The sequence below is a fragment of the [Flexibacter] sp. ATCC 35208 genome, from assembly GCF_001975825.1.
Classification (GTDB): Bacteria; Bacteroidota; Bacteroidia; order Chitinophagales; family Chitinophagaceae; genus Chitinophaga.
Genome location: NZ_MTKN01000010.1, coordinates 35,899 through 60,841, shown reverse-complemented (window position 1 = coordinate 60,841; position 24,943 = coordinate 35,899). Strand labels below are relative to the sequence as shown.

Here is a 24,943-nt window from a genome sequence, read left to right as displayed (position 1 = left end):
AAAAACAAAAAAGCCTGATAAGTTATCTTATCAGGCTTTTAATCTCTGAGCGGAAGACCGGGCTCGAACCGGCCACCCCGACCTTGGCAAGGTCGTGCTCTACCAAATGAGCTACTTCCGCTTGTATTTTTAAGAGCTTTTTTCCTTTTTCGCAGCACCATGGCTGCGATTGGGATTGCAAATGTACGAATTGTTTTTAATCCTCCAAATATTTTTAAAAATTATTTCTTCAACTCACTCGGCGCCACCCCAAACTTCTTCCTGAACGCCGCACTGAAATGCTGTGGGGACGAGTATCCCAGCTCATATGCAATATCTCCTACCGACTTATTCCCTTCCTCTAAAAAACTCCTGGCCATGCCTAAACGATAATCCGCCAAATACCCAAATACCGTCGTATTAAATTCCTCCTTAAACTTCTTCTTCAACTTAAACTCATTGATCCCCACTATCCTCGACAACTCCGACAAACTCGGCGGCATTTCAATATTATTGATCAGGTACTCCCGCGCATAATGAATCCGCTCCACATCATCCCGCTTATACTGCTGCCGCTCCCTAAACTGAAAAGCCTGGTGCCACGCATCCGCCTGCAATACCAGCAACTCAATACTTTTAGACAACAAAAACAGCTTCTTCAAATGCCCCGTGAAATTGCACTGTATAATATCCTGTATGACCCGCTGTATCGTCGCATTTGTAGGCAATGACTGTATACCCATCACCACCGGTCCTCCGGCCATTAATCGGTCTGCAAATCGCTTCATCGTATCATTACTACCCTCCGTCAATTGCAAAAATGCCTCCCTGCTAAATTCAATACTTAGATTCTCCGCATCCAGCGATTTATTCTCAAACGTATTCATGTACCCATTCGCATAAATGATATTATGCTGCTGGTCCTGCACATCATAACATGTTCCTTCCTGCCTGATAAGCGTATGCCCCTTTAAATATTACAGGCTGACCCACCTGCCAGTCAGTCACCAGATCACTGTTGTACATATATTGTTTTACATAACCTGGTTCCGTGAGTAGGGTCCATACCTTTTCGGGGGAGGCGTCCAATGTAAGTGTGTTTGAAATAATCTTTTCCATACCCGCAAATGTAACGCAAACCAAAACCTGACATTTATATTAAACGGAGTATTAATACTTATATAAAAAGGTGAAATATTGTTGTATAATTGACAATTAATTTTTCTATCTTAGCCATCGTTCCACGTCTTCGCAATTACGCTAATGAAAATTGTATATGAAAAAGAATCTCACTTTCCTGTTGCTTTTGGTGATCATGCAGGTTACAAAGGCACAAACCACAGCGAGCCTCACGGTATCTGGTAAATCCGATCACCAGATCAGCCGTCACATCTATGGTCACTTTTCTGAGCACCTCGGCCATTGTATTTATGATGGTTTCTGGGTTGACTCTTCACTGAACGTACCTAAAAAAGACCGCATCCGCCTCGATGTCGTTGAGGCGCTCAAAAAGATCCACATTCCGAACCTCCGCTGGCCCGGTGGCTGCTTTGCAGATGAATACCACTGGCGTGACGGTATCGGTAAAAGATCCGATCGTCCTAAAATGGTAAATACCAACTGGGGCGGTGTCACTGAAGACAACTCCTTCGGTACCCACGAATTCATGGACCTCTGCGAACTGCTGCACACAGAGCCTTACATCTCTGCGAATGTAGGTAGCGGTACTGTTGAAGAAATGTCTAAATGGGTAGAGTACTTCAACTTCGACGGTGTAAGCCCAATGAGCAAGCTCCGTGCTGAAAACGGTCACCCTGCCCCCTGGAAAGTCGGTTTCTGGGGTGTAGGCAACGAAAGCTGGGGTTGCGGTGGTAACATGACCCCCGAATTCTATGCCGGCCAGTTCCGTCGCTATGCTACTTATGCCCGCGACTATCCGGGTGCAAAACTGAAAAGAATGGCCAGCGGTGCCAGCGACTTTGACTACCACTGGACGGAGGTTTGTATGAGAGATATTCCGCTGCACATGATGTGGGGGCTGTCATTACACTATTACACCCTGCCTGGCGACTGGGGCCACAAAGGTTCTGCTACCAGCTTCGACGAAAAAGAGTACTTTACCACAATGCGGAAATGCCTGGTCATGGACACGCTCGTGACCAAACACTCCGCTGTCATGGATAAATACGATCCTAAAAAGAGAGTAGCCCTGGCTGTTGACGAATGGGGTATCTGGACAGATGTGGAACCAGGCACAAACCCCGGTTTCCTCTTTCAGCAAAATAGTCTCAGAGATGCCCTGATCGCAGCCTCTACGCTCAATATCTTTAACAACCACAGCGACCGTGTAAGATTAGCCAACCTGGCGCAGACTGTAAACGTATTACAGGCCCTGATCCTGACCGACAAGGAAAAAATGCTGCTGACTCCTACTTACTATGTATTTGACCTGTTCCAGGTACACATGGACGCCGCTTACCTGCCTATTCAGCTGAATAGCCCATTATATACCAATGGCAACGAAAGCATCCCTGCGGTAAATGCCTCTGCATCCAAAGATTCTACCGGAGCAGTGCATATCTCTTTCGTCAACCTGGATCCATCCAAAAAGATCACTGTAAAAGCAAATCTGCAGGATGTACAATGGAAGACCGCAACCGGTCAGGTACTGACCTCTGGTAAATATACCGACATCAATACCTTCGAAAAGCCAGACAAGGTGAAGATCGCTACTTTCAATGGTGCGAAGAAACAAGGGAATGACCTGGTCGTAGAACTGCCAGCTACTTCTGTCGTAGTAGTCACCTTAAAATAAGGGAACCTTAAAAATAGTCGCCTTGTAATAAGTAACCTTAAAACAAGCCGTCTTAAAATAAGTCGCCTTGCAATAAGTAATCTTAAAACAAGCCGCCTTAAAATAAGTCGTCTTGCAATAAGTAACCTTAAAACAAGCCGTCTTAAAATAAGTCGCCTTGTAATAAGTAACCTTAAAACAAGCCGTCTTAAAATAAGTCGCCTTGCAATAAGTAATCTTAAAAACAAGCCGCCTTAAAATAAGTAATCCTAAAGCAAGGCAACTTCATAATAAGTAATCTTAACCTAATCAACCTTAAATAAGTACCTTTTAAATAATTGCAGTTCTTTAACAATCCAATGCCCCGGAGCACCCCTCCGGGGCATTATTATTGCAGCAGTATTTGCTTCAAAAACAAATGCTTATGAAGATATTGTTAGTAACCACAACCCACCATCAGCCAGGTAACACAGGTCTATGGCTTGATACACTGGCAGCCCCTTACTATGCATTTATCGAAACCGGCGCAGAAGTTCAGGTCGCTTCACCCAAAGGTGGCCGGGTTACCTTAGATCCAACCGCAGAGCAACACCAACAGTTATTGGCTGATCAGGACGTCGTCTACTGGCTGGCCAACTCGCTCAGGTTGTCTGAGGTGAGTGCCGAGGATTTTGATTCCATCTTTATTGCAGGTGGGAGAGGAGCAATGTGGGACCTGGTAGATAATAAGGAACTGAATGGTTTATTGCAGGATTTCAACAAGGCGCATAAGCCCATCGCGGCTGTGGCACACGGGGTGGCAGGGTTGTGTTGTTCAAAAGATAAGAGTGGAATGAGCTTACTCGCAGGGAAGAATATTACGGCAATTTCAAATGATGAAGAAAAAGGAGAAGTCCCTTTCCCTTTGGAAACAAGATTGAAAGAAATCGGCGCCGTATTTTATAAAGGAGAAAAGGTCGTGACGGATGAAAATATTATCACAGGCCGGAATGCAGCCGCGGCTGTAGAAACGGCGGAAGCAGTGATAGAGCAATTAGAAAGTAATTATTATGTGCATTTTAAAATATAGCCAATGATTGCGAAGCAATTACTGGCTGCAGAATTACAAAGGGTCGGTGCATTGCACCGACCCTTTGTAATATTTAGAATACATAAACTTCTATTTTTAAAATACATACACTTCATCACAACACACCGAAGCCTTCTTCGTAGCCGGCGCTCCCCGCCACCCCGGCACCGCAGCCTGACACTGCCCAGTCACCCTCACGTACCTCGCATGCACTGCTGACAATCCAAACTTAAACGTATTAATACTCGTTGTATAATCCTCTTCTGCAGGAAAAGCACTCTTCTGCGTACCCGCAGGTGTAAAATGCACACCATCCACAGATGTCTCCACGGTAATCGTAGCAGGATTAAATATATAATGCCTTGGATCATTCAGGAAATTCATCTGTACTGTATTCACCGTCTTTTCTCCCCCTAAATCTATCGTCGCCACCAGATCTTTTCCATAAATAAACAACCAGTTAATACTAAAATCTTTCGTACCCAATAACCCATCCGTCAGCGTCCTTTCTCTCTTTGCCGGATATTCATCCGATGGCGGATTCACCAATGTCACTTTCGCACCAAACGCCAGGCTATTCACCCACTTCTTCGAAAAAATACTATCCCATTCCTGCTGATACGCATCCGGCGAAGCACCTCCCTCTGATATCTCCTTTACACCCGCCACCTTACACTGCGCCACAAATTTCTTCACCCGCTCAGGCCAGCGTGGATTCACCACATACCCATTTCCGGAAGCCTGTAAATACCCATACTTATCCGTTCCAAAGAAACGTGACTGCTGTAGCACACAATATTCCAGCCCTAATCTTGCATTATATACTCTCTTTAAATATGGATCTTCTACCGCTGCCTCTGCTTTATCCAAAATGGTAGAATATTTATCAATAGCCTCCGGCGATAAATAGTTCTTTGCACTTGCCACAGGATTTCCATAAATATCCAACTGCGCCTTAGACTCACTTAACGCCTGCACATATTCCAACATAGCCGCACCCGCTTTACCATAATACCCGTTAAAAAAATCCTTCGTAACCGCCGCTGCATCCACCGAAGGATCCCACAATAATTGAGCCTGCAAATAAGCATTATAAGCCCCCATATCCCCATACGTATCCCCACTTCCCTGTGAGAACACCCCACGCACTTTATGCGCAGTCATATATTGTAAGTTCGGCTGTAAATTATTGTAATCAGGAAATGGCGCCAGGTAATTCGTAAACTGCGTTGTATAATCCCATACAAAGAGATTATCTGTCAATGCCCCCCAGCTTTCAAGGTTCTTCCTGAAATCCGCTGCAGAAGGAATCGTGCTCAATGGCTCCTGCCTGTAAGCATCAATGCTACTCAGCATAATATACACATTAGCAGCTGGCTTCGTCTTTAATGGCGCCTTTGCGGTATAGGTATACGCCAGTGTCGTAAAATGCTGATCCGGAAATTGAGCAGCTACTCTGTTAATAAACCGGATCAATGTTCCAGCCGCACTCCCTTCGTCCTTATTCACCTTGCTACACTGATCACAGGTACAAAATCCCCCTCCATCTTCTGCCGCAATCGACCAATACAAAGCATCCGGGTTATCAGCAATCGCATGCCGTAAATAATCCACCGTTACTTTAAACACCCCCTCATTACTCAGACACAACTGCGTAGCCTGTCTCTTCCCATCTACCAATGCATAGTATTCCGGATGTGCAGAAAAATAAGTCTTTGGTGGCACAATCTTAAAGAATGAATGCCCCCATACCCCCCACAGATCTTCAAATCTATGCAGCTTATGCCATTCCAGGAATTCATTGTCAAACGCAGCGGGGTAATACGTCTCCCTGTACACCAGTGTCGGTTCCTCCTTATCCATCAACTGCTGCGGCACGCTAACATCTTTTGATGCTGGTATAAAAGCCGGCCCCTCCGCATATTTCCGTGCGCCAAAGTATTTCTCTATTAATGTATACACCCCATACACCACACCTTTTCCTGTACCGCCTTTGATATATACATTCTTCGCATCAGACGCAATTATAAATCCTTCTCCTTTTAATTTACCAAAAGAAACCCCTTGCTCCGTATTCCCCACAAAGATCGCCGCCTGATTCTTCTGGTAACTGTTCTCTTTTACAATAGCCAATGTCACCCCCGATATCCGCTTCACATAATCCTGCAATACGGACCCTGCATGCGTTTCATTCTTTGTCGGTTCTACGGGTAACACTATCACATGCTTCTTCAGATCTATCCGGGAAACCGTAGACTGACATGAAAAAAGGGTCAATGCTAATAACAATGAGTGCATCATTCTGAACATGAAAATTTAAAATTAGACTGAAAAAAAACTCCCTCCGTATCAGGGAGGGAGTCAGTATATTTAAAACTTACGTTGTAAAGTTATATAAAGATCATATTGGTTCTGGAAGTCCGTATCAGTAATCTTCTGATTGATCCAGGTGGCATTCAGTCCAACTGTAGTCCGGTATTTGAATGTCTTCATATAACCGGCGCCCACACTTCGTGTCAATAACCCGGCCAGTTTCGGGAACTGCACCAACCGGCTCTTATCATCCGGCGATGTACCCAACCCTGCCACAAACATGAGATAATCCTGGTTGCGGTTCATATAATACCTGCTCGTCAGGTTAAAGGAGGTATAGAAGTTAGGCGAGTCGCTGATAAAGTACGCCCTGAAGTTTACCCAGAAATCCTTCCATGTTTTAGCCACAGAAGCGAGCCCTGATATACTGTTGATACTATCTCCTTTTAAATAGCGCAGCCCCAGTTCCCCTTCTATATTATGCCTGAAGGTTTTGAACAGGGAGTACCCCAGTCTGAGCTGTGGAAACACAATCCCATTGGAGTAGTTCACCAGACCATAAGAATACATCTTAGGCGTATGGTTATAATAGATCTCCGCTTCACCCATCAGCCCCGTACCCTGTGTACGACCTGCATAGTTCAGCCTGGCAGCCCAGGAACCGCGCGGTATATAGTGACGGTATTCCAGTGTTGCAATGTTGTATTTCGTATCAGAATAATCATAATTGGTATGCAGGTAATACATGCCAAACTGATTCTTCAGCGTTTTACTCTTCAGGTAGTCTGCATAATCCACATTCACCGGGTTATTCTTCAACAATACTACAGAATCCGCAGCTGCGGCTGCCGCCACCCATTCCTTTTTATTCTCAAGGGTCACAGCACGCTTTTGTACAAAAGCATCATTATTAGGATAGTACCTGATCCCTTCATTTGCATATACCAGTGCACTATCATATTGTTGTTTACCATTCAGCAGATTAATGCTATACAATAAACCCAATGAATCACGTCTGTTCACTGCCAGTACCTGTTTGAATACTGCCAGTGCGCTATCCGGCTGACTGTTCCGCTGATAGGATGTGCCGAGTGACAATAAACCTTCTGTATAGGCATTCCGGTATTTCACGGTAAATGGATAACGCTGCATCAGCTGATAGGTGATGTCATTCGATTCATTATACCTGTGTAAACTGGTTAATACACCTGCTTTCTTCAGTAAAAGATCTTTATTATCAGGATAATATTTCAATCCCTGATCAGCATAGAGCAATGCGCTGTCTGGTTGCCCTACCGCAGTTTCCATATTGATGAGGTAGTTCATAGCATCAGGGTTGTTCGGCTGTTCTGCCAGTACTGCCCTGAATTGCCCTGCTGCCATATCATACTCTTCTGATTGCATCAGGATACGACCCGCTGTAAGACGTAAATCCACAAGGTTCGCCTGATAGCGTTCATCACCCGGATTACGTTCCAGCAGTTGGGATGCAATCGCTGCCGCTTCATCATATTGTCCCATGTCCGCCAGTACACTGCTCTTCTTTATGAGGAAGCGGGTATTATTTGGATATGTTTGTAGTGCTTTATCTAACACCTGCAACGCACGTACGTTATCCTTCTGGATGATGTACGTATTTGCAGTCATGTCCAGCGCAGCGGTATCTTTAGGATCTGCCTGTAACGCTTTGTTGAATTCAGACAATGCCAGGTCGTACTGCTGCTGTGACAGATAATCCCTGCCACTGGCTATTTTCAGGGCAGTATACCTGCTTTTCAGATCCGCATTCCCCGGATTGCTCTGACGCAGTTTTTCTGCCAGCGCAGCGGCTTCAGTGAATTTCCGGTCGCTTTCCAGTACATCCATTTTCAGTGCCAGCAGGCGCTGATCATTCGGGCTATTTTTCAACCCACGGTTTATCCATGCCAGCGCCTCGCGATATGCACCACGAGACATGCTTAACCCAATTACTTTATCCAGTGCTTCACGGTTGCCGGGATTCTTTTCCAGCACACCTTCATACAATAAGTAAGGATCTGTATTGGCATACCACGCAGCAGCTTCCATACGTAATGGTGCATCTATACTACGTGCTTTACCATCGTTCGGGAATCTTTTCAGTATGATCTGTAAGTATGCCAGTGCGCCGGCATAGTCATGTGTATCCTGCAACAACCCCAGTTTACGCATCATCAGGTCATAAGAACCCGGATTCGTTGCCAGTTCTGCATTGATCCGTTCCATGGCGCTGGTATAGCTGCCACTACGGATATACATACTGGTGATTGCCTCTTTTGCTTCCCTGTTATTCGGATCTACCAGCAGTGCTCTTTCATAATTCTGCTGTGCCAGTGGCTGGTTACCTCTTACCTGGTAAAAGTGGCCTGCCTGCATATAGTGGCCGGTATAAGCACGGGTCACTACAGTATCGGAAGAATATTTTTCTAATAATGACGTCGCATAGATGCCGCCCTGGAAGAAGTTTTCACCGGCATCCAGTATACCCAGCTTTTTCAGCATCAGGTCTCTGTCTGCAGGAAAGTGGTACAATCCTTCATCTACATAGCACTCTGCTTCATCATATTTCTTTGCGCCCAACTCTATATTGATCGCATACAGGTAGGCATCTCTGTACAACGGATCTTTGGTCAGTACTGCTTTTACATGCTTACGTGCTTGTTCTGTCTGACCAGTGAGCATATACAACCTGCCCAGCAGCAATTCCTGATCAGTGAACTCAGGCCTTTTTGCCAGCGCAGCCTTAGACAGCTCTATCGCTTTTGCATAATGTTGCGCTTTAGTTTCTTTCACCGCCTCATTATAGAGGTCGTCCGCATCCGGGCCTTTCTTAAATAATTGCGCTTCTACCTGTAAGGACAGGCATATCAGGATACCTGATAGTATATGTTTAAAAAGAGACATCATCTTACGTGTTTGCAGGTTTTTTCTTACCAAATCCCTGACGCTGCATATTTCCCCATGTGTGTTTCTTACCCGTAAGGAAGTTGAAATAACCTCGCAGGGCAAAGAATACGATGAGCGGATGGTATATGAAAGGTTCAATAAAAGCCATGAGTGCCAGCCCCAATACCTCTCTCCAGGTACGGTAGTATTGATAGGTCTTATGGTCCCATAATATTGCGAGTGTCGTGATCATCACAGAATAGAAGTACACGAACGCCAGCAGTATCAATGCATATTGCCAGTTGATCTGGTTGGTAATAATGAGGTAGATATAATAAATGATCCCTGTAAATTCGATAATGGGAGCAAGGAATTCGAAGAACAGGTTGTACGGTAATACGACCATCCCCAACTGTTTGTAACGGGGATTGAAGATGACCTTTCTGTGTATCGTGATGATCTCTGCCAGACCGCGACCCCAGCGGGTACGCTGACGGCTGAATACTTTCATGTTTGGAGGACCCTCCGTCCAGCATTGTGTTGTAGGAATGTAACGGATGGCGTACTTCAGATTATTGTCAATCATGTACGTACACATACGTGTAATGATATCCATATCTTCCGCAAATGATTTACTGTCGTAACCACCGGCTTTGATCGCGATTTCCTTGTCAAACAAACCCAGGCCACCAGATACGTTCGGCACACAGTTGATCACACTCCACCCCATTTTACCAAGTACATAAGCACGCAGGTACTCCATTTCCTGGAAACGTGGCAGCCACTTTTCCGGTGGACGTACACGGGTGATCACCCCTTCGTCAATTTCACAGCTGTTGGCAATACGGAGAGTAGCCCCTGTTGCAATTACACGGATACTGTCTTCTTTCACATGTACAAAACCACACTCAGGACAAGGCTCACCAATTTCTTTGATCTTATGGTGCTCTTCATCCATGAAAGGCTTGATCATGCGCATCAGGGTATCCTTCTCAATGATACAGTCCACGTCCGTACAGAGGAAGTAGTTGTAAGCAGCGGCATTGATACCCGCATTGGAAGCATCTGCCTTACTTTTACCATTTATCTTGTCGATCACTACAAGCTTGTCATAAGCCGTGTTGGTCGATTTAAACAGGCGCTTTACGGGTTTACAGTTGATGCGCGCATTGTAAGCAAAGTCTATTTCCACCAGCTCAAACTCATTGATCAGTTTCTGAAGCGTATCATCCGTACTGCCATCGTTCACGATGATCACCTCAAAGGTGGGATATTTGAGCGTAAGCAGCGAGCGTACGTTCTGAATAATAGTCACCGCCTCATTGAACGCCGGAGCTATAATAGAAATACCGGGTGCCAGCGGTGACTGCAGCATCTTGGTATAATCTACATAGCTGTTCTTACGCTGGAATTTCCGGATGCCTCTCAGGGAAAGGAATGCCAGCAACGCATACATGAACAGCATTGTACAACCATAAATGAACACAAAGCCTTCGTAAAAATTTCTTATCAGTTCCACTGGCGTATTTATTTAGCTGTAGCTGCTGTAGCAGCTGGTTTAGGTGTTTGCTGAAACCCGCGTCGCTGCATGTTGCCCCAGGTACTTTTCTTCCCTGTCAGGAAATACCAATATCCACGAAGGGCAAAAATCACGATCAGCGGATGATAGAGGAAGAATTCCATGAATGGTGTGGTACACAGAAAAGCGACTTCCTTCCACGTCCGGTAATATTTAAACGATAGCTGATCCCATAGGATAGCGATGGTTGTGATCATTACCGAATACGTATATACAAATAATAGTAATATCAGTGCCGTAGGCCAGTTGATGAGGCCGAAGATGGTCATTACAATATAGTAGATGATACCAGTGAACTCAATGATTGGCGCCAGCAGCTCAAAGAAGAAGTTGTACGGGAAAATGATCATCCCCATTCTGCCATACTTTGGATTAAAGAACATCCCGAAGTGGGCATACATCAGCTGTGCAAGACCTCTGGCCCAGCGGGTACGCTGGCGGTTAAAGATCTTAACGGTCACAGGTGCTTCTGTCCAGCAGAGAGTCTTTGGTATATAGCGGATAGCGTAGTCAATCTTGTTGTCATGTGCATAGCGGCACATACGTGTCATCAGCTCCATGTCTTCCCCAAAGGAACTATGGTCATAGCCCCCGCTGCGTATCGCGATTTCCTTATCAAAAAGGCCGAGACCACCTGATACATTCGGAACGCAGTTGAGCAGGGTCCACCCCATTTTACCTAACACGAATGCACGAATATATTCCACTTCCTGGAAGCGGGGGAGGAGCTGTCGCGGAGGCCGCATACGGGTCATCACACCCTGGTCGAACTCACAGGAGTTCGCAATACGGAGGGTAGCACCTGTTGCGATTACCCGTTTTTTCTCTTCCTGCATCACCGGTTTGATCAGTTCCAGCAGGGTGTTTTTATCCAGAATACAATCCACGTCTGTACATACAAAGTGAGGATAACTAGCGGCATTGATACCTGCATTCACAGCATCGGCCTTACTTTTACCATTCACTTTGTCTATCACCATCAGTTTGGCGTAGGCAGGATTCGACGATTTAAAGATCTTGCGTACCGGCTTGGTCTGGATCTTTGCATTGTAGGCGAAGTCAACTTCCACCAGCTCAAACTCATCGATCATTTGTTGCAGACTGTCATCCGTACTACCATCATTGACAATGATAATCTCATATCGGGGGTAGTTCATCGTGAGCAGTGAGCGTACATTAAATATAATGGTAAGACCTTCATTGAAGGCAGGTGCCAGCACGGTAATGCCAGGGGCTAATGGAGAGCTGAGCAATGTATTCAGCTGATCCGCATTGTCCCTCTTGGCATATGCACGTACGGATATCATTGAGAAGATAGCCAGCAAGGCGTATGTTACCAGCAGTATTGAACCATAAATGAAAACGCTATTCTCATATATTCGTCCGAGAGTTTCCCAGATATTATCCATTCACAACTAGAATTTTATTAACGGGTTCATGCTATGTTTCAGGATCAGCTTGTTTTCTGACGTAGCAGTATCAATCAGCTCCTGTATCAGTCCTTTGGCCGCCCATTTATTGTTGATGAGAGATTTGGCAGCATGTTTACGAACTTCGAAATCGGTGGCGTGCAGGAATTCCTGACGCAGAAAATCTACATACTTTCCACTACTGATCCTACCGAGTGCCTTCAGTATTTCCAGCCGGCAATTGAGAGGCTGGCTGTTATACATATGTACAAGTTTCTCTTCCACATCTTCAATCTTCATCTTACCCAGACAGTTAATAGCATCGGCGCGAACATAATGATCTTTGGTATCCAGCAGTCTGATTACAGCAGGCACGGCACTTAACTGATTATAATGCACCACCAGCTTCAGACAGAAAGATACAATCGATTTATTGGAAGAATAAGTGATCCATTGTGCAAAATTGGGAATAGTAATGTGCTCAGTTGTAGAGATGATCTTAAAGAGCTCTACCTGGTCCCAGAGCAGCAGGGGCTCTGTCACCACATCAAAGAACTTGAACGGCTCGTTTTTACTCAGCTTGATATAAGCATGACGCGCAGCGGCACGAAGCTCACGGTTATTACTGTTCGTAAGCGGAAGGATGCTTACGTCAGCAATAGACATGTTCATGTTGCTCAGCTCTGCCAGCGCCTGCACCTTTCTTTCCCATTTAGGGGATTTCATTTTCTTCAGGGAATCCTTGTCCAGATCCAGCTGAATGTACAGGTTACGCAATTGTTCCCCCATCGCCCCTCTTACATTATTTCTATAATGGATGAGACGGTCAATGAGCGCCTGACGGGCCCATTTCTTTTCAAATATGGGTTGTTGAAAGCTTTCAAGAGGAAGTTGTACATGGTCGGCAGGCACGTCGCTGGCCAGCTCTTCATTCAGGAGGATGTGCTCCATGAGCTGGTCATCGATGATCGGGTGCAGGTTCTTCAACCTTTCTGACTGGCGGTAGGCTTTGTACCTGCCGACCAGTATAGAGAGGTACGCAAAGAACGTACACACAATGGCAACAACAATAAAAGTGGATGCAATCTGTATACTCAGGGGAGCATACCTGAATTCGTAAAAGCTAAATTCCATAAGGATTGGTCAATTGGTCATCAGTCACATAGAATATCCAACGGTAATTACCGGCTATATTGCATCAGAAGCCTTTTTACCCTGATCAATAACTCTCCGGGTATCACCGGCTTTTTCATAAAATCGTCAGCTCCCAGTTTGAAGCCTTCGAGGATGATATCTTCGTTCCCTGCATTAGAAACAATAATCACGGGAATTGGTTTACCCTCTTTACGGTTTTTTACTTTACTGAGTATTTCGAAACCATTGGCATATGGCATCATAATATCAGTAATGATAAGATCAAAGTCGTAGTTGGTATCCTCCAGCTTCTGGAAGGCTTCCTTGCCATTCGTCACATGTTCAATCTTGTATTCTTCTTTGTGCAGGATCCTTTCTACAATCTTCGGCATCACTTCATCATCTTCAATAAGCAGAATTTTACTACTCATATATTGGCTTTTATTTTTGATGAATGGCGGTACGGGATGTACAACCGTATGTTTTTAGTGTATGATAAAAAATTGTTCACGTTTTTGTTGAAGTGCAGGCGATTTTGCATGGTCTACTAATGGCTTACCCATATATACTCGAAATCACCCCTAAAGGTTTTCACCTTTTTGCAAACGATTCGTTAATTTTTTAACATTATAAATTATTTAAAATTATTCGGGGCGGTAAATGTTCTGTTTACGATTTTATGCACTCGAATATAGCTGCAAATTACTACCAACAAAGGAATTATAGCCATATAATTGAGATTTATATACGTAAGCCGTATCACAAACTCATTATTATAAGGTCTCCAATAGGGCATCTCATTATCCAAAGGATATTGAAGTGACCTTTTGATGCCCTTATAGTGCCCTTACTATATCGAATCTGTATTATATTTGTTAACTATGAAGAACTCCTTAAGAACACGTCTGTATCTAGGCTTCTCTTTCGCCATATTATTGGTAATAGGAGGGGGTGTCTTTACCTACATTACTTTCAAGAAACAACGCTCACAGGCCGAATGGGTCGAACAATCCTATGAAGTCATTACGACTGCACAACGTATCAACAAATATATTTACGAAATCGAATCTGCAGGAACCGCCTACAGGAACACTCATGAGTTCAAATACCTTGACCCTTACTTCGATATACGTCCAAAAATATTGCCAGCCTTTTACGACCTCCGTAAAAGGGTGATGGACAATGCCAGCCAGCTCAAAAGAACGATTGCCATAGAAAAAGAATTGATAGGAATCCTAAATTATTGGGAAGGGCTGGGAGTGAGGCACGATACCAGTTTTGTGTTTTCCCATGCCATGGAAATCACAAAAGAAGAGCGGGCAATGCTGGAAAAAATTCATAATGATTTCCAGGATATGATTGTCGAAGAACGACTGCTGCTTGCCAACAGAAACGGGGCAAATATAGAAAACGTTGAGGTTGCCTTTACAGCCCTCATTCTTAATACAGCCTTTATCCTGCTTGTAGCTATCATACTCATGACCATCTCCTTCCGGGAGTTTAACATCCGCTTCAAAGCCCAAAAAGAATTGCAGGTAAAATTAGAGGAAACGGAAACACTCAATCAAAATGCAAATGCCAACAACTGGCTGCTCACCGGTATGAGCCTGATCAATGAAAGCTTGCAGGGGGATGCCGTTATTGACACCCTCGCCTATAAAAATCTACAAGCCCTGGTCAATTATCTTGACCTTCCCGGTGGCGCTTTCTATTGTTATGATGTGGATAATAAACTGCTGAAACTTTGTGCCGGCAAAGGACTGCCTGCCACTGTTAAAAAATTCTATGCATTGAATGAAGGCATCACCGGTGAAGCTGCCACCCACAAAGAACTGACAGTTGTCAAAGATATTCCGGCCAGCTATTGGCGACTTGAATCTGCCACAGGCAACAATACCCCCGGTATTGTTATATGCCTGCCCCTGTGGCATGATAACGACCTGGTAGGGTTGATAGAACTCGTTTCATTTACCCCGCTTTCTGAAAGGGCCATGGAATTGCTGCGCAATACCGCTCACGCCACAGCCGTAGCTGTCAACGCGGCTGCCTCCCGCAAGAAAGTACTGGAACTACTCACCAGGGTACAGGACCAGAAAGAAATACTCGAAACCCAGCAGGAAGAATTACGTCAATCCAACGAAGAACTGACCCGCCAGTCCGAAATCCTGCAGGCTTCTGAAGAGGAACTAAGAGTTCAGGAAGAAGAACTGCGCCAGGTAAACGATGAAATTAGCGTGCAGAACAAAGCCCTTGAAATGGCAAGACAGGAATTGTCTAAAAAAGCAGAAGAACTGGAGCAAAGCAGTACCTATAAATCTGAATTCCTGGCAAATATGTCGCACGAACTGCGTACTCCTCTGAATAGTGTGCTGATCCTGGCCCGCCTGCTGGAAGAAAATAAGGAACAAAACCTGAGTCCAAAGCAGATGGAATACGCCAGTATCATTCACAAATCCGGCTCCGACCTGCTCAAACTCATCAACGATATCCTGGATCTCTCCAAAATTGAAGCAGGAAAGGTAGAGATGAATATCGAACCCGTAGCTGTCAGGAGTATTACCAGCGACCTGGAACAACTCTTTCATGTCGTTGCAGATGAAAAGCATATCAACTTCATTACCAACATAGATCCTGCTGTACCAGCCATGATACAAACGGATGGCCAGCGCCTGGAACAGGTCATTAAAAACCTGCTTTCCAATGCCTTTAAATTTACGCCGAAAGACGGCACCATCGAACTGGCCTGGACCCTGCACCCCGATGGCCTGCACATCGCTGTATCAGATACCGGAACCGGTATTCCTGCTGATAAACAACAATTGATATTCGAAGCCTTCCGCCAGGCTGATGGCTCTACCAGCCGTAAATACGGTGGTACCGGCCTGGGACTGAGCATAAGCAAGGAACTGATGAAACGCCTGGGTGGAGAAATCAGGTTATTCAGCACTGAAGGTCATGGCAGCACCTTTACGATTGTGATGCAGACCGGCACCAATGCGGTTTCGAATGCATCACCTGCTCCTGCTATTGTAAAGGAAGCGCCTGTAATGGTAAGAGAAATAGCCCCACCTGAAGAACAATTGGTAGATGACGATCGTAATGCATTGGGCAAACAGGATAAACTCATTCTCATCGTCGAAGACGATGCCAACTTTGCCTCCATCCTCCGTGACTTCGCGCGGCAGAAAGGATTCAAAACCATCGTTGCCCTGAATGGTAATGATGGCCTGTTCTTCGCCCGCAAGTTCCTGCCAGCGGCTATTATATTAGATATGAACCTGCCATTGATAGATGGCAGCAGTATCCTCAAGATCCTGAAGAACAATGAAGAGCTGAAACATATACTCGTACACGTAGTATCTGCCGGAGAGATCTCTCTGCAGGTACGTGATAAAGTAGAGGGATATACGCAGAAGCCACTGCAGGTGACCGACCTGGAGAGTGTCTTCAATGGTATCAGCTCCCAGCTGGAAGCCAGACTGAAAAAGGTGCTCGTAATCTCAGACGGGGTATTACTCCATCACCCTTTCCTGCAATCACTGAGTGACGAAAGGCAGTTACAAACCCAGTACCACCTGGTGAAAACACTGGGGGAAGCTGCCCTGGAACTACAATCCCATCAATATGACGGGATCGTACTCGATGCCGGTACAGATATTTCAGAAAGCATAGCAAGGCTGAACCAACTCAAGCAGATCAGCACTGCCAGAGACGTGCCGGTGATCGTCTATCTCGATCACGACATTTCAGAAGCCGATGAGCTGGCGCTGAAGAAGAACGCTGCTGCCATCGTCCGAAACTCCACCTTCTCCGGAGACCGGTTGATGGACGAACTTGAACTCTTCCTGTACAAACTGACTGCGTCTGATTCTCAAAAGCCTTCAGACAGAGCTCCTAAAACAGAAAGGAACCTGGATGGACTGAAAGTGCTACTGGCTGATGATGACATGCGAAATGTATTTTCCCTGAGTGCATTGTTGGCTGGACATGGTATGGATGTCGTGACAGCTGCCGATGGAAAAGAAGCACTTGAAAGATTGGAAGAAAATCCTGATATTCGGTTAGTACTAATGGATATCATGATGCCGGAAATGGATGGCTACGAAGCCATGCGCCACATCAGAGCTAATCCTCGTTATCAAAATCTGCCGGTAATTGCACTAACTGCAAAAGCTATGGCGGGGGACAGAGAAAAATGTATTGCCGCTGGAGCATCAGATTATATAGCAAAGCCCATCGACAGCAGTAAACTTTTATCATTAATGCATGTTTGGATGGTATAACCTTGTAACGTTTCTATGAAGGAAGACATATCTAATGCAGATTTCGTCGATATTGTTAATATTATAAAGCTGCAATACGGATATGATTTCACCGGTTATGCGCTGGCATCACTCAAGCGCCGTATTGTTCGTTTTATGAGCTATACCGGGATAGCTACTGTATTTGAACTGAAGTATAAGCTGGTCAATGATGCAAACTTTTTTAACCGGCTGGTTCAGTTTATCACTGTAAACGTGACGGAAATGTTCCGCGATCCCCTGTTTTACCAAACATTGCGGACACAGGTACTTCCCAAGCTGGCGGCGTATCCGAATATTAAAATATGGCATGCCGGTTGTTCTACCGGAGAGGAGGTATTTTCTATGGCAATCCTGCTACATGAGGCCGGGCTCCTTGGTAGAACTAAAATATATGCAACTGACCTCAACCCGATGAACCTTGAAAAGGCGAACATGGGCATCCTGCCACTGGATAATATGAAAGACTATGTGTATAATTACATTCAATCAGGAGGGTTAGGCGATTTTTCAAATTATTATACAGCCAGGTATGACAATGTTCTGATCAAAAAGGAACTTCGTAAACACATTACCTTTTTTCAGCACAACCTGGTCACAGATACAGTATTTAATGAGTTCCAGCTCATTTGTTGCCGGAATGTATTTATATATTTCAACAGGGAACTGCAGAACCACGTATTGCAATTATTCTATGATAGCCTCTCTCCACGCGGCTACCTGGCCATGGGGATCAAAGAAACGATGAGGTTTGCCAGCATCCATGAAAAATTTGAAACAATACATGCGGCTCATAAAATTTACCGTAGAAAAGGATAAACCGGATGTTGTAAATTTATGAAGAACAAAAAGTACGATATTATCACAATCGGAGGGTCAGCCGGTAGCATCGCTGTATTAACCAGCATTCTCGATGCATTGCCCGATTATGTGCAGACGCCTGTTGTTATCGTATTGCACCGGCTCCGCAATGTGCAGAGTGAAATGGGCCGGTTACTATCCAACAAAAGAAGAATTATTGAACCTGAAGATAAAGAAGCTGTAAAACCCCGCAACATTTATCTGGCACCACAAAATTATCACCTGATGCTGGAAGCTGATAAGACCTTTATGCTGGATTATTCAGAACTGGTCAATTATAGCCGGCCTTCAATTGACATGACATTTAGCTGTGTGGCAGAGGTATATGGCAGCAGCGCACTGGCCATTTTATTGAGTGGAGCCAACAAAGACGGCGCCGCAGGTATGTACGATATTATCGCTGCAGGCGGTACCGGCATTGTACAGGATCCGGCTACTGCCGCGTTCGAGGCGATGCCACTGGCCGCTATAGAAATGTGCAAAGGGATTCAAGTACTGTCAGTTGAAGATATAATAAAATTTATAATTAATGAACCGTGAGTAATGTTTTCTTCGTATATATAAATAAGACTAGCCGTTAAAAGAGAGCCCATGAGTATTATGACTAAAAAATTTACCATCCTGCTTGTAGACGATAGATTGGAGAATTTATTATCGCTGGAACAGATGCTGCTGGCGGATAACAGGACTTTTATACAGGCTTCATCGGGCAATGAAGCATTGAAGTTGGTATTAAAGCATGACGATATTGGGTTGATTATGCTGGATGTGCAGATGCCGGATATGGACGGTTTTGAAGTAGCCCGGTTACTAAAAGCCAACCCTAAAACACGGAACATCTCCATCATTTTTGTGACAGCCATCAATAAAGACGAATACTATGTGCTGGAAGGATTTAAAATAGGAGCGGTAGACTATCTGTCAAAGCCCCTGGACATCAATGTGACCAGAGCCAAGGTAAATGTATTCGAACAATTATATTTCTATCAGGATGAACTGAAGCAGACACTGAAAGAGAAAGAGCAGATCAATGGACAGCTGGAGCGCTTTATGCATGTGGTAGCACATGATCTGAAAACACCGCTTTCCGGTATTACCGGTTTGCTGATGCTGATGCAGGAGGAAGATGGGATCAAGGTATCCCCTATGCTGACGGAGTATATGGATATGTCTGTGAATGCCGCTACCCAGATGGCAGATATGATCACAGCCATTCTAGACTACAGCAAGGAACACCAGTTCTCCAACAAGACAGAAGATGTGGATGTAAACGAGTTGTTGCAGCAGTTGATCAAACTGTTGTTCCCCCCGGCACATGTACACATCCAGATGGGAACGAACCTGCCTGTATTACATACCAGCAGACAAAAACTGCAACAGGTATTCCAGAACTTACTGAGTAATGCGATTAAATATAATGATAAAGCTTTAGCAGAGATCAGTGTGGGGGGTACACCGGATGGTGAGTTTTATAATTTTTATGTGAAGGACAATGGTCCTGGCATAGAGGATAAGGACAATGAAAGAATCTTTAGGTTGTTTGAAAAGGTAGACAAAGATGATGACAAAGGCACAGGGATAGGATTAAATATCCTCAAATTACTGGTGGAAACACAGGGAGGCAAGGTGTGGGTGGAATCCCGTTTAGGCGAGGGTAGCTGTTTCTACTTCCAGTGGCGGAGATAAACTGTCATGTATATGAGAACCTATGGCCAACGGGCAGGTGTATACCTGCTCATGCTGGTGATTGCCCAGCTTCCAACAATGGCGCAAAAGAAAGCCGCCACTAATCTGAACATTGTATTTATTGGTAACAGCATTACGCATGGAGCCACGCTAAAGGAACCTGACAAGGAGGCACCGCCGGTACGAACGGTGGAGTGGCTACAAACACAGGAAGGAGTGGGAAAGGTGAATTTTTCCAACCAGGGCGTAAGCGGTTACACCACAGTAGATTTTCTGCCAGCTACCGGCAAAGCATTTAAAAAAGTAGAAGCTGCGGCTGAAGCTTATAAGGCAGACAAAGATGCATTGTTAGTATTTTCTATTGATCTGGGTACCAATGATAGTGCCGTAGAAGGGCCCAATGGAGCGCCAGTGTCTCCCGAAAACTATAAAAAGAACTTACAGGCGATTATAGACCAGTTGCTGACGGATTTTCCCGACAGCAGGGTGGTCATTCATTTGCCTATCTGGTATAGCCCGAATACTTACAATGGTGCTATCTATTTACAGCGTGGTCTGGACCGTTTGCAAACCTATTTCCCGGAGGTAGGCAACCTGGTGAAGGAGTATGGAAGAACCAAACCCGGTCAGGTGATTGTAGGTGATAAACAGGGATTTGGGTACTTTAAGCAACATGCGGCAGCAGAATTGCAGGCAGAAGAAGGCTGGCAGGGCGTATTTTATCTGCATCCCAACAAGGTAGGGGCAGAGAGCCTTGGAAAACTGTGGGGTAAGGGGATTATTAAATTATTAAAATAACAGATCTGCGGGGTTTTGCACGGCAAAACCCCGCTCTTAATATAGAGTTAAAGCCCTACCATTATGGAATACCCACGATTTTTATTAGATTAGCATTGTTATTGATCCTTTGAATGGAAAAACGTGTATACCAATGATTTACGTGAACGACACCGGCGCGTCGACCGGCTCACCAAAAGAAAACGAAATTTTGCACACTGGTTCGGGTGGAGCATTTGAAGAGGCAGAACGTCCGCTGGACGAATCAGAAAGAGAAATGAGCGATGAGCAACTGGATGAACGTCTTGAGAATACCCCTGAAAAGAGCAGATCTAATAGACCTTCCTACTAAAGATACGGACAAAAAAAAACCGGCACTAAAGGACTAAAGTACCGGTATTTCATTTTGCATTGTTCGTAAACGAAGGTTATAGCCCCTTTTTCAAGGCACTATGTAAATATGTTTGATTACGCGATGGTAATTTGGAAAGCATTGTGCATTGTTGTAGTCTGGTGTCTTTCGTTTTGCATATAAAGTGGCGACATGTATAATAATTAGATTGGAACAATAAGAACCCAACGTATCCTGTCGGTTATTAGCTCCAGATCTTTATGATTCGCATGACACGTTATGCACTCACTTTATACTATTCTGCCTGCCTGACTATCGTAACCGATTACTTCATAAGCGGGGCAAAACTACTAAACACATTGCTGTTTTTAGAAAATAAACTTCGAATACGGCTGTTAATGATTTGTAAAAATTACAGGGAACAGTCTTAATTATAACGTACTACAGATATAAGTGCTTGTCTGATAATTCTTTCGGCAAGGCTGCTGATTTCAAAGAAAAATGCAGATTTTTTTTGGCACTGAGTATATGTACGCTAAAAATCCCCGAATGGTTTTACTTATTCACTATTTCCATTCCTGATTTCCTGGGGAGAACAGGCATAATGTTTCCTAAACTCCCGGTTGAAACTGGATACATTACTATACCCGACTTCCTCCGCAATATCGGAAATTTTACTATCCGATTGTTGTAAAAGCTGAAAAGCCTTTTGCATTCTTTGCTCCAATAACCAGTTTATCAGGGAAAGCTGCTTGTATTTTTTGAAATCCTGTTTGAGCTTTGACTCACTGATGTAGTGAGAATGAGCTAGTTGTGAAATACTGACCGGCTTATTCAGGTTGAGTAGCAGGTATTCGCTAATGCTGGCAATTACTTTTTCGTGATGATTGTTAGACATGGAATTTGTGTTCAATGGTTCAGGGCTAGCCCTAATTTAAGTAAAATTTTTCCAGATAGGAGGCCAAAACTTTATATTTATAAAAAATGCATATCTTGTCCCCTCGTGATCATTATAGAAGATCCTATGCCAAACCATAGACGTGATTTCCTGAAAAATATAGCCGGAACGGTAGTTGCCTTTACTATCATTCCCCGGCATGTGTTGGGCCGTGGCTACCTTGCCCCCAGCGACCAGCTGACCAAAGGTGTGATCGGTATGGGTGTCGCCGGCCATCAGCATATAGACTACGCCGGTACACGCCTCACCGCTATTTGTGATGTAGATAAAAGTAAACTCCTCACAGACAAAAAAGTCAAAACCTTCGACGACTACCGGCACCTTCTTTTACAAAAGGATGTCGACATCGTACATATTGCCACGCCACCACACTGGCATGGCCTCATTGCTATGGAAGCCGCCGCCGCAGGGAAGGACATCTGGTGCGAAACCCCGATGACCCATTCCATTGCCGAAGGAAAGCAGGTGGTCAATGCCGTGCAAACCTATGGCCGCATCTTCCGGCTCAATATGAACCACCGCATAGATGGGAACTTTTACGGGACTAATATTCCTGTCAGAAAATTGAAGAAGCTGACCTTCAGCGGTCTACTGGGTTGGCCGCTCACCATCACCCTGGCACCACATACGGGTTTTACCTGGCCTGGTGAGTATACCGGTTTAACCAACCTGCCGGTTCAACCTGTGCCGGCAACCCTGAACTATGACCGCTGGTTGGGACCTGCACCCTATAAACCCTACAATATCAACCGGATACAGAACTTTCGTGGATATTGGGATTATGGAGCAGGCGTGCTGGGTGAAACAGGGCAACATTACCTCGATCCTGTGCAATACCTGTTGGATAAAGATGAAACCAGTCCGATTGAGGTAGAGGTGGAAACACCGTTACAACACCCGGATGCCGTAGGTACCTGGCAGAAGATCACCTTTACCTACCAGGATGGCAGCAAGATCATCCTGGACCCGGAAGGCCGGGATGCAAATGCCCCCTTCATTTCCGGACCCAATGGTAAACTGTATGCTGATTTCAGATCAGATATCCCTGACCTGGAAAAACGCCTGGCCAACTTTCCTGAACCACCACTGGCTATCACTGATTTTGTGAAAGCGGTAAAAGAAAGACAAACCTTCGTGACAAACGAAGAAAACGGACATCGTTCCTGTACACTTGTCAATATGGGAAAGATCGCCCTTCAGCTGGGCCGCTCTCTCCAATATGATCCTGAAAAACAAACTTTCCTGTTCGATGAAGGTGCAAACAGGTTGCTGAACCAGCCCCTGCGCACCACCTGGAAATAACCATGTACCATGAGGCGTTCGAAACTGATTATATTATTTATCCTCTTCCCTATACTATATACAGCTGGGCAGGGGAAACCATCTCCCTATGCTACCCGGATCAATGCGATCCTTCAGGAAATGCCATCACCCAACGATAGTCTGAAAAACATCTCCATGAAACAACTGGAAAAGCTGGGAGAAGAGGGACTGACTACACTCGCGATGATGTCGCAGACCGGGAATATAAGAGTGCAATATGCCCTCACAGCGTATACAAGGTATATCACTGCCGCCCTGCAGGATTCTGCCCGTAAAACGGCTGTAAAAGCCTGGTGCAGGGCATTGAAATGGGTGCCGTCAATCCCCGCCAAAAATTTTCTGATCAGCCAGTTACAGTTATGTGGCAATGACGTCGCCGCTGCTACTATTGCCCCTTACCTGGTGCAGGAGCCATTGTGCGATGCTGCAGCAAGGGCCTTGATACAAATTGGTGGGCCGGTGGCGAAACCAACTTTGGTATATGCCTTATCAAAAGCAAAAGGCAATAGCAAAATAGCGCTGATCAATGCCATCGGAGAACTCCGTTACCTGAGCGGCCTCGATGCGGTGACAGCACTGGCAAATACAAAAGACCTGCGTCAACGCAGGGTTGCTTTGATGGCGATTGCCAACATAGGCAATGAAAGCAGTGATTCTTTGTTACGTGCTGCAGCGGCAAGAGCAGGATATGTATACGACAGCATGAATGCAACGGCAGCGTATATATTATTTGCACAGCGCATGGCGGAAAACTGGCCACAGGAACCTGCAAGAAAAATTGCTGCCCGCCTGCTGAAAGAATGTAAATCACCTGCACAGTTGCCTGCCAGGATTGCTGCACTGCAAATCATGGTGACCGTGAGGTTCAATGATGCCAACAGGATATTAGGCGATGCAGCTGCAGATCCTGATCCCGCTTTCAGATCAGCAGCATTGAAGATGGCGGCAAAGAACCTGAATACTTCCAATACCAATTACTGGATAGACAGAGTAGTAAGAGAAAAAGATGAAGTGAAAGCAGGCATACTATTATTGCTTGGCGAGAGCCGTCAGCGTACTGCCACAAGAGTGATACAGGCAGCACTGAACGATAGTAATATGGTCGTAAAAACGGCAGCTATCAAAGCAGCAGGCATGTTAGGCAATACCACTATGATCGCTGCGCTGGTGTATGAAATGAATCGCGTGGACAGTAGTACGATTTTTTTAATCAGGGATGTTTTGCTCACAATGCGGAGTAATATGGTCGCTTCTACGGCAGGCATCTCTCTGCAAAATAAACCACCGCTTATGCAGATTGCACTCCTGCAGGTACTGGCAGAACGCAAAGCCGAAGAGATGAAAGCAAGGGTAGTGGCGATGACGCAAAGTGCAAACCCGGCTGTAAAAGAGCAGGCAGAAAAAACATTGAAAGCAATAGAAGGAAGTTAATTCTACAAAATATGGCATCGTATTTGAAGATTAGGATATATGTTCCTTATTCTGTAATTAATCAATACATGCT

19 protein-coding genes and 1 tRNA gene are annotated in these 24,943 nt (G+C 45.0%); 10 read left to right on the top strand and 10 right to left on the bottom strand.

All coding sequences use genetic code 11. From position 1 onward, the window contains the following. Positions 1-48 precede the first annotated feature (48 nt). The 3 genes from BW716_RS08655 to BW716_RS08645 all read right to left on the bottom strand — a co-directional run bounded on the left by BW716_RS08655 (position 49) and on the right by BW716_RS08645 (position 1,098). Positions 49-121, bottom strand: a tRNA-Gly gene (locus BW716_RS08655). 100 nt (positions 122-221) lie between these two features. Then, on the bottom strand, positions 222-908 hold the full coding sequence (locus tag BW716_RS08650; RefSeq protein WP_143708785.1) for a helix-turn-helix transcriptional regulator: 687 nt from the start codon (positions 906-908) through the stop codon (positions 222-224). 1 nt (position 909) lies between these two features. Beyond that, positions 910-1,098, bottom strand: coding sequence for an SRPBCC domain-containing protein (locus BW716_RS08645; protein WP_083722137.1), 189 nt, complete (start codon positions 1,096-1,098; stop codon positions 910-912). 157 nt (positions 1,099-1,255) lie between these two features. Between BW716_RS08645 and BW716_RS08640 the strand changes: the two genes are divergently transcribed. Both BW716_RS08640 and BW716_RS08635 read left to right on the top strand, forming a co-directional pair. Further along, positions 1,256-2,794, top strand: a complete 1,539-nt coding sequence (locus BW716_RS08640; RefSeq protein WP_083722136.1) for an alpha-N-arabinofuranosidase — start codon at positions 1,256-1,258, stop codon at positions 2,792-2,794. Positions 2,795-3,197: 403 nt separating this feature from the next. Beyond that, positions 3,198-3,842 carry a type 1 glutamine amidotransferase domain-containing protein gene (locus BW716_RS08635; protein ID WP_179091050.1) on the top strand — a complete coding sequence of 215 codons (645 nt, stop codon included), beginning with the start codon at positions 3,198-3,200 and terminating at the stop codon, positions 3,840-3,842. A 96-nt stretch (positions 3,843-3,938) separates the two neighbouring features. On the opposite strand, the gene BW716_RS08630 is transcribed toward BW716_RS08635, so the two are convergent. The 6 genes from BW716_RS08630 to BW716_RS08605 form a co-directional block, all read right to left on the bottom strand. Further along, the gene (locus BW716_RS08630) at positions 3,939-6,143 is read right to left on the bottom strand and encodes a DUF4838 domain-containing protein (RefSeq protein WP_179091049.1); all 2,205 of its coding nucleotides are present in this window, start codon (positions 6,141-6,143) and stop codon (positions 3,939-3,941) included. A gap of 69 nt (positions 6,144-6,212) precedes the next feature. Beyond that, positions 6,213-9,080 (bottom strand): tetratricopeptide repeat protein, encoded by a 2,868-nt coding sequence (locus BW716_RS08625; protein ID WP_083722133.1) that lies wholly within the window; start codon positions 9,078-9,080, stop codon positions 6,213-6,215. Between the two features lies 1 nt (position 9,081). Next, complete coding sequence (locus tag BW716_RS08620) at positions 9,082-10,578, bottom strand: glycosyltransferase (RefSeq protein ID WP_083722132.1); 1,497 nt, start codon at positions 10,576-10,578, stop codon at positions 9,082-9,084. An 8-nt stretch (positions 10,579-10,586) separates the two neighbouring features. Then, positions 10,587-12,047 (bottom strand): glycosyltransferase, encoded by a 1,461-nt coding sequence (locus tag BW716_RS08615; protein WP_083722131.1) that lies wholly within the window; start codon positions 12,045-12,047, stop codon positions 10,587-10,589. A 6-nt stretch (positions 12,048-12,053) separates the two neighbouring features. Then, positions 12,054-13,181: a HEAT repeat domain-containing protein gene (locus BW716_RS08610; protein ID WP_083722130.1), complete on the bottom strand. Its 1,128-nt coding sequence runs from the start codon at positions 13,179-13,181 to the stop codon at positions 12,054-12,056. Positions 13,182-13,228: 47 nt separating this feature from the next. Further along, on the bottom strand, positions 13,229-13,612 hold the full coding sequence (locus tag BW716_RS08605; RefSeq protein ID WP_083722129.1) for a PleD family two-component system response regulator: 384 nt from the start codon (positions 13,610-13,612) through the stop codon (positions 13,229-13,231). 450 nt (positions 13,613-14,062) lie between these two features. On the opposite strand from BW716_RS08605, the gene BW716_RS08600 reads away from it, so the two are divergent. From BW716_RS08600 to BW716_RS08575, 6 genes are all read left to right on the top strand, one after another. After that, complete coding sequence (locus tag BW716_RS08600; RefSeq protein ID WP_083722128.1) at positions 14,063-17,464, top strand: response regulator; 3,402 nt, start codon at positions 14,063-14,065, stop codon at positions 17,462-17,464. A gap of 15 nt (positions 17,465-17,479) precedes the next feature. Next, positions 17,480-18,301, top strand: a complete 822-nt coding sequence (locus BW716_RS08595; RefSeq protein WP_083722127.1) for a protein-glutamate O-methyltransferase CheR — start codon at positions 17,480-17,482, stop codon at positions 18,299-18,301. 18 nt (positions 18,302-18,319) lie between these two features. Next, positions 18,320-18,883 (top strand): chemotaxis protein CheB, encoded by a 564-nt coding sequence (locus tag BW716_RS08590; protein WP_083722126.1) that lies wholly within the window; start codon positions 18,320-18,322, stop codon positions 18,881-18,883. Positions 18,884-18,934: 51 nt separating this feature from the next. After that, positions 18,935-20,029 carry an ATP-binding protein gene (locus BW716_RS08585; protein ID WP_235643565.1) on the top strand — a complete coding sequence of 365 codons (1,095 nt, stop codon included), beginning with the start codon at positions 18,935-18,937 and terminating at the stop codon, positions 20,027-20,029. 12 nt (positions 20,030-20,041) lie between these two features. After that, positions 20,042-20,827 carry a GDSL-type esterase/lipase family protein gene (locus BW716_RS08580; protein WP_083722171.1) on the top strand — a complete coding sequence of 262 codons (786 nt, stop codon included), beginning with the start codon at positions 20,042-20,044 and terminating at the stop codon, positions 20,825-20,827. Between the two features lie 133 nt (positions 20,828-20,960). After that, complete coding sequence (locus tag BW716_RS08575) at positions 20,961-21,158, top strand: hypothetical protein (RefSeq protein ID WP_083722124.1); 198 nt, start codon at positions 20,961-20,963, stop codon at positions 21,156-21,158. Positions 21,159-21,717: 559 nt separating this feature from the next. Here the strand turns inward: BW716_RS08575 and BW716_RS08570 are convergent. Beyond that, positions 21,718-22,056, bottom strand: a complete 339-nt coding sequence (locus tag BW716_RS08570; RefSeq protein ID WP_083722123.1) for an AraC family transcriptional regulator — start codon at positions 22,054-22,056, stop codon at positions 21,718-21,720. 126 nt (positions 22,057-22,182) lie between these two features. Between BW716_RS08570 and BW716_RS08565 the strand changes: the two genes are divergently transcribed. Both BW716_RS08565 and BW716_RS08560 read left to right on the top strand, forming a co-directional pair. Further along, entirely contained in the window at positions 22,183-23,418 is a 1,236-nt protein-coding gene (locus BW716_RS08565) for a Gfo/Idh/MocA family oxidoreductase (RefSeq protein ID WP_083722170.1), read from the top strand. A gap of 9 nt (positions 23,419-23,427) precedes the next feature. Next, positions 23,428-24,870, top strand: coding sequence for a HEAT repeat domain-containing protein (locus BW716_RS08560; RefSeq protein ID WP_083722122.1), 1,443 nt, complete (start codon positions 23,428-23,430; stop codon positions 24,868-24,870). Positions 24,871-24,943 lie beyond the last annotated feature (73 nt).

Excerpts from the sequence above, each read along its gene's own strand:
- BW716_RS08645 (WP_083722137.1), bottom strand. The coding sequence starts at position 1,098 with ATGGAAAAGATTATTTCAAACACACTTACATTGGACGCCTCCCCCGAA.
- BW716_RS08640 (WP_083722136.1), top strand. The coding sequence starts at position 1,256 with ATGAAAAAGAATCTCACTTTCCTGTTGCTTTTGGTGATCATGCAGGTT.
- BW716_RS08635 (WP_179091050.1), top strand. The coding sequence starts at position 3,198 with ATGAAGATATTGTTAGTAACCACAACCCACCATCAGCCAGGTAACACA.
- BW716_RS08630 (WP_179091049.1), bottom strand. The coding sequence starts at position 6,143 with ATGATGCACTCATTGTTATTAGCATTGACCCTTTTTTCATGTCAGTCT.
- BW716_RS08625 (WP_083722133.1), bottom strand. The coding sequence starts at position 9,080 with ATGATGTCTCTTTTTAAACATATACTATCAGGTATCCTGATATGCCTG.
- BW716_RS08615 (WP_083722131.1), bottom strand. The coding sequence starts at position 12,047 with ATGGATAATATCTGGGAAACTCTCGGACGAATATATGAGAATAGCGTT.
- BW716_RS08610 (WP_083722130.1), bottom strand. The coding sequence starts at position 13,181 with ATGGAATTTAGCTTTTACGAATTCAGGTATGCTCCCCTGAGTATACAG.
- BW716_RS08605 (WP_083722129.1), bottom strand. The coding sequence starts at position 13,612 with ATGAGTAGTAAAATTCTGCTTATTGAAGATGATGAAGTGATGCCGAAG.
- BW716_RS08600 (WP_083722128.1), top strand. The coding sequence starts at position 14,063 with ATGAAGAACTCCTTAAGAACACGTCTGTATCTAGGCTTCTCTTTCGCC.
- BW716_RS08595 (WP_083722127.1), top strand. The coding sequence starts at position 17,480 with ATGAAGGAAGACATATCTAATGCAGATTTCGTCGATATTGTTAATATT.
- BW716_RS08590 (WP_083722126.1), top strand. The coding sequence starts at position 18,320 with ATGAAGAACAAAAAGTACGATATTATCACAATCGGAGGGTCAGCCGGT.
- BW716_RS08585 (WP_235643565.1), top strand. The coding sequence starts at position 18,935 with ATGAGTATTATGACTAAAAAATTTACCATCCTGCTTGTAGACGATAGA.
- BW716_RS08580 (WP_083722171.1), top strand. The coding sequence starts at position 20,042 with ATGAGAACCTATGGCCAACGGGCAGGTGTATACCTGCTCATGCTGGTG.
- BW716_RS08575 (WP_083722124.1), top strand. The coding sequence starts at position 20,961 with ATGATTTACGTGAACGACACCGGCGCGTCGACCGGCTCACCAAAAGAA.
- BW716_RS08570 (WP_083722123.1), bottom strand. The coding sequence starts at position 22,056 with ATGTCTAACAATCATCACGAAAAAGTAATTGCCAGCATTAGCGAATAC.
- BW716_RS08565 (WP_083722170.1), top strand. The coding sequence starts at position 22,183 with ATGCCAAACCATAGACGTGATTTCCTGAAAAATATAGCCGGAACGGTA.
- BW716_RS08560 (WP_083722122.1), top strand. The coding sequence starts at position 23,428 with ATGAGGCGTTCGAAACTGATTATATTATTTATCCTCTTCCCTATACTA.